Genomic DNA, 1,289 nt, shown 5'->3' on the forward strand with positions numbered 1-1,289 from the left:
ACGGCGAGTTCACCGACGAGATCAACACGTAACCATCACCCCGCTCTCGCGCAAGACGGTCGTCAGCGGACGCTTACCATGATCCAGCATGATTGCGGCCACGGGTCGTTTTTCCGCTCTCGACGTGCCAACGACTGGGTCGGCCGGGTCATCGGGGTGTTTACCCTGACGCCTTACGATCTCTGGCGTCACAGCCATGCGATCCACCACGCCAGTTCCGGCAACCTGGACCGACCCAATGTCGGCGGTATCGATACGCTGACCGTGCGCGAGTACCAAGCGCTCCCAAGGCGTCAAAAACTGCGCTATCGCTTGTACCGCCATCCACTGGTCCTGTTCGGGATCGGCCCGGCGTACGTCTTCTTGCTGGATCACCGGTTACCCGTGTGTTTCATGCGGTCCGGGTGGATGCCCTGGGTGAGCACAATGGGCACGAATGCAGGCATCGTTCTGGTGGCGGCCGGTGTGATCGCGCTCGTTGGTGTTGGCGATTTCCTGCTCGTGCAGCTTCCCATTACGCTGCTTGCCTCGGCAATGGGTGTTTGGCTGTTCTATGTCCAGCATCAATTCGAAGACACTTACTGGGAGCACCAGGACGAGTGGGAATTCCATGAGGCGGCCTTTCATGGGAGTTCGTACTACGCGTTACCGGGCTTGCTGCGATGGTTCAGCGCCAACATCGGCGTGCACCATGTCCATCACCTGTGCAGTCGCATTCCGTCATACCGGCTCCGCGAAGTGCTGCAGGACTATCCGGAACTTCGGGACGTGAGGCGCATCACCCTCCGCCAGAGTCTGGCGGGCGTATCGCTTGCTCTGTGGGATGAGGACCAGCGGCGCCTGGTCTCGTTCAGAGAGGCGGAGCGTACCCGCACCGGTGGGCGGAGACCCCCTGGGCGGTGCTGAAGATCTCCAGACACCTTGCTCGATGACCTGAATGCATAAGCACAGACCTATGGCCAAGGGTAAGCGTTCATTCGAGGCCGTGTTGACGGCCGGGCAGACAGGATGAGCGCGGGCGAGTTCGATGACGCATTTGGTTGTCAGGAGCAACCATCGTTCGGTGCGTCGGCATCGACGGGTGTCAGGATGTCGGCGGGCACGCGCCACTGGCGGCCATCGTCGCCGGCGATGGTGACCGACTTCTGGTTGAACTTCGTCAAGGTGCCGGTCTGCGGGCCATGGCGCCCGGGATGGAAGCGCACCCGAGCACCGATGTTGAACCGCTGCATCGCCTGGAAGACCTCATGGCGCTCCAGGTACTTAATCCGCTCGTGAACGCGATTGCC

1 protein-coding gene and 1 pseudogene are annotated in these 1,289 nt (G+C 61.4%); one reads left to right on the forward strand and one right to left on the reverse strand.

Features of this window, described 5'->3' with window-relative positions:
* Positions 1-72 precede the first annotated feature (72 nt).
* Positions 73-906: pseudogene (locus ACPEES_RS23425) on the forward strand (fatty acid desaturase); the annotation flags it as partial.
* 137 nt (positions 907-1,043) lie between these two features.
* Here ACPEES_RS23425 and ACPEES_RS23430 read toward each other — a convergent pair.
* The coding region (locus ACPEES_RS23430; protein ID WP_435106932.1) for a hypothetical protein at positions 1,044-1,289 on the reverse strand (246 nt) is incomplete at its 5' end.

This window comes from Arhodomonas sp. AD133, assembly GCF_051195215.1.
Lineage (GTDB): Bacteria > Pseudomonadota > Gammaproteobacteria > Nitrococcales > Nitrococcaceae > Arhodomonas.